Below are 4517 nucleotides of genomic sequence, written 5' to 3'. Positions count from 1 at the left end.
GCCGAGACCGTCACGCTTGCGGTCATCGAACAAAACGTTCCTATGCTGGCCGATGCCCAAGCTCTCGTTGGCCGCTTCCACGCGATGATCCGAAAGAAGGCCGAGATGGAGCTCGAACCTTGGATTGATGACTCCAAGCGGAGCCTCATTGCCTCGTTCGCGAATGGCATTGCCAACGATAAGGCCGCGGTGCACGCGGCTATCACGCAACCATGGTCCAATGGCCAAGTGGAAGCTCAGATCACCAAGCTCAAGCTGGTCAAACGGCAAATGTACGGGCGCGCTAAGCTCGATCTCCTTCAGGCTAGGCTGATTGGCGCGCCATAAAAACAATCACTATCATCGAATATGCGTCAGAGCCCAAAAGAGACCCCTTTGATCGGCGTGCTCTGCTGGTAGCGCTCGGGTCGTCGGAGCTGGTCGGGGTTGCGGAGACGGCGCGAGCGCGGGTTGTTTGAACATCGTCGCGGCTTTTGAATCGCCAGCTGTCGTTGCCGGTCTCGACGATGTCGCAGTGATGGGTCAGCCGGTCGAGCAGCGCGGTGGTCATTTTGGCATCGCCGAACACGCTCGGCCATTCGCCGAACGCAAGATTGGTGGTGACAATGATGGAGGTGCGCTCGTACAGCCGGCTGATGAGATGGAACAGAAGCTGGCCACCGGACTGGGCGAAGGGCAAATAGCCGAGTTCATCCAGCACGATGAAGTCCATCCGGGTCAGATGCTCGGCGAGCCGACCTTGCGGCATATTCGAACCGAACAGCGTGCTCCCGATCAGAACCGTCTCCATCTCGGAGGCGAGGAGGCCGAACCACTTGCACACCTCCCACCACTCTCCAGTCTAAGTGAAATACTCGTTCTGAAACGCGATCGCATATCGCGCGGCGCACATGAGGACGACTAAATGAGCAGCCGCATGGATGGCGCTCGCTGACCAGCTCTTGAAACTAGTCGAGACCTCCGGCTGATCGTGTACCGATCAGGGACGCCCCAAAAACGCTAGCTGTAATGCGTAAACGTCGGGGCGGTCACGCAGCGAGATGAGGACGGAGAGTAGGAAGCAGATCGCGCCCATCAGGAGCGAGAAGTCCCAGCTCAATAAAAGCGAAGAAATTCAGCGTCAGCCATTTACTTGTCGAGAACGAAGGGTATGCGCTGAAGTTTTCCTTTTGTCATCCGTATGATCCGATATCGTGCCGAGCTTCAGCGCCTGACGATGATCATACGAAGCCCACCGAAACGTCCTGTTCGAGCTGGTAGCTCGGATCCAGGAATGCCCCTCCTCCAGGCTACGTACTGACCGGCGTCCTTGCCGACGTAGCGGCCGCAATGGTGCGTGTCGCCGGACAGCAGCACGGATCGTGTGTCCGCGCCGGGCGTTTAGCGGGATCCCGGCGGCGTACTCCATGATTTCCCATGGTTTTCAATTGCTGTCGGTATATAGCCAGCCCGGCTCGGCGCTGAACAGAATGGCCTTCGAATCTCCTAGACACTAGCTGCGATGTCCTTGAAGTACTCCGCCTGCAGTTGATCCATAATCGGCGAGTTGGATTCAGTCAGATCTCAGTAATCTGGACCGCGAAGTAGCTGCGGCGCTGATAGAAACGCCATGCCCCGAGGTGCCACGGCTTTTCCTCGAGAGGAAGGATGCAGCTTTTCATTGCCCCCGCCGTGTTTTGCGCAGATTTTCGCCGCGGCTCTGCACATCTCCGGAAACGGAAAGGCCCGGCCGCTCGGCACAGGACCGAGAATTGTGAGCAACCAGTCGAGTGGATTGCAAATCGTCTGCGCACGCCTATCGATGGAAAATATTGCTGGTCTGATTTGGACGAAAACTTTGCCTGGGCCCGTGGATAGCCAAGCCGAAACGTCAGCCTTTGACGCCTGGAAGAATGGAGCGCGAGAGCTTGCCGAGCGGCAGGAGCTGATCACGAATGCCAGTCGGGATGAGCTCAGGAAAGCGCTGATCGAGCTCGACATGTTGTTTAGGAATGCTCCGGGAAGCGTGCACAAGGCCTATCGGAATCTCACGGAAAAGCGAATCGAGGAGGCACGAGAGAGCTTCGCCTCCTCAATAGGAGACGGCCATCTCTCGTGGTCGTTGTCCGATGAGACGCCTGAGCTGGCGGCGTCAAGGATGGGCGGCCTCATACGGGAAATCGACAGGGTGCTTGCTGAGCGGCGTTCGCAGTGGCCGATTGCGCCGAGTGAGTGGCACCTCGAGCAGCTTGGATGCTGGTTCATTCCGCGGCAAGGCGTGAGCGCACTGCGCCCAGCTCGAAGGCTTCAGCCCTACTCGAAGCGGGGTTTACTCTTCCATCGAATATTGCCTGCTGTGATACAGGGCTACCCTGTCCAGGTCGTGGATACTCGCACGTTGCATACGACGGCTTCGGACGCGCGCAAATGGAAGATGGGTGCTTGCCTGTTCAAGGCCCTAGGCTAGGGAGCTCAAGCCAGAGTTTTGCTCCATAGCAGGCGATAAGCGTTTCAGGGTCGCCAGCGTTGAAGCACCGTCAGCAGACGGCGCAATTTCTGAGCAGATTGCTCAGGCCCTGAAGGAGAACTGCATCGCAGTTGTGTGGCCCGAGCTAACTGTCTCGCCGGAACTGCGTGCGAAGATCGTCGAGCTCATTCGAGACCGGGATGTTACGGACGAGCTCGAAGCGCCCGAAATTCTGATGCCAGGGACTTGGCATGAGAAAAACGACCACGGGATTGTCAACCGGGCCCGGATCTACGACGGCTACGGAGAGGAGCGCTTGAGCTACGACAAGATCGCGCCTTACGCCGACGATGGTTGGGGCATGGAAAATATCACGGCTGGCGACCGGGTATGTGTCCTTGCTACAGAAGGCGCATTGATCAGCGTCGCCATTTGCCTGGAATTTGTGACGTGTGCCACACGCCTTTTAGTGAGCTCGACGTCGACGTCATGCTCGTCCCGTCAATGGGTAACGACCGCGCAATGCAGGGCCACCAGACCACCGCGGCGCAAGTTGAGGTGAGGTTCGGTACCCGCAGCTTCGTGGTGCAGCATCCGACCCAGACGACGTTCATAGATCACCGAATAGGTACCATTACCCCTACTCAAAGAGCCCGCCGCGGTTTCGGCGAAGGAACTCGGCCAGAACACCGTTTGGGCCGCCTACAAATGGGGCTCTTGACAACTAGATTCGGGGACTAAAATCAGAGTAAAGCGTTGTAAAGCGATATTAACCGTTGTGATGTAAGGCTAGCCCATGTCGGATCTGGCATTGGAAAAGGTAGAGGCGGGCGAAGCGACGGCGAGCGAAGCCAGGCACGTCATTTCCGAGCTCCTCAAAGAGGGATCTGAAAAGCCTGGAGCGCCTCTACGCCACTCTGGGATCGTGGGTTTGGAGCACCCTGGAGAGCCGGCGGCGTGACCAAGAGCTACGAGAATGGTTCGATATTCTGCGACGGATAAGCGCAATCCTTGGCGCGCGGAATACTGCCTATGCGGAGCGCTTCAGAGCATTCTACGACCTTCTACATATGTCGATAAACACGTCCAAGCTCGCACGTCCAAGCAAGGTCCTGCATCGTCAGCACGTAGTGCCAATACTTAGATTGCTCCGCAACACGCCGTCCCGGCAGATGGAGAAGGCGGCGATCGCCAAGAGACTACATCTGCGAGATGCCAATCTCAGCAGGATTCTTCGTTTGATGACTAATGCGCGGTTCGTCGAACGAACAACCCCAGGCAAATTTGCCCTTTTCGCCCTGACTCGTGGCGGCCTGCTCGAGCTCGAAAGGCGCGAAAAGCGCGAAACGAAGAACCGCGACCGGTTACCCGCGCAGGTGAGAGAGACATTCGCGCGAGTCGGAGCCGCTCATCCAGCACGTTGTAGCAGACGCGGATGTTCTTCGGGATTTCTTCAATTTGGCGATACACGGCTCGGTGCACACTCATGATTCCGCGGGGCTACGGAACGCGAGTGCTGTAGGCATTCGTCGCGCGATTGAAGACTATTTGCTCCATCTTCACGGACCAACACCTTCAGCTCCCGGATATTTGAAGGCTCCAACAAAAAATTCATATCGAGGGTTTTCAGTCAGGGTTGTGCAGGCAAAAAAGGCCGAGGCTCATGGCTTCTACACGATAGAGGCGGTGAGCAATCCGAAACCTGCCTCATTCCCCGTGGGGATACTGCATCCATACGGCGAGGAGAGCGAAGATGTCGACTGAAGATGATCTTGGTGCTTTGAGCCCAGATGAGCCGCAAAGCGACCCCGATGCCGTCATGCTATACGGAAGCGCCCTCGTCGACCGGCTCACCTACATATCATCAACCTTCAGTGCGTGTTCCAGCCGATCGTGATCACCGATTCCAGGCCATCGTGATCACCCATTCCAGAGCATCGTGATCATCGTTTCCAGCCGATCGTGATCGCTATTTCCAGCGATCATGATCGGGGGCAACGGGGAGGCGCGCACCGCTGACAGTCTGCAACCCGGCTACCTTGGTCTTTTGCCCAACCGCAGAGGATCGAGA

General features: G+C 57.3%; 2 protein-coding genes and 1 pseudogene. 2 read left to right on the top strand and 1 reads right to left on the bottom strand.

The features are described from left to right. On the top strand, nt 1-327 hold a 327-nt coding region (locus IVB48_RS11980; protein ID WP_247400070.1), incomplete at its 5' end, for a transposase. On the opposite strand, the pseudogene IVB48_RS11975 reads toward IVB48_RS11980, so the two are convergent. Further along, a pseudogene (locus tag IVB48_RS11975) lies at nt 305-742 on the bottom strand (ATP-binding protein); the annotation flags it as partial. The gene IVB48_RS11980 and the pseudogene IVB48_RS11975 sit on opposite strands and share 23 nt — an antisense overlap. 1011 nt (nt 743-1753) lie before the next feature. Here IVB48_RS11975 and IVB48_RS11970 point away from each other — a divergent pair. Further along, complete coding sequence (locus tag IVB48_RS11970; protein ID WP_247400069.1) at nt 1754-2446, top strand: hypothetical protein; 693 nt, start codon at nt 1754-1756, stop codon at nt 2444-2446. Nucleotides 2447-4517 lie beyond the last annotated feature (2071 nt).

It is taken from the genome of Bradyrhizobium sp. 76, assembly GCF_023073025.1.
Classification (GTDB): domain Bacteria; phylum Pseudomonadota; class Alphaproteobacteria; order Rhizobiales; family Xanthobacteraceae; genus Bradyrhizobium.
This window is presented reverse-complemented; position numbering and strand designations above follow the sequence as displayed.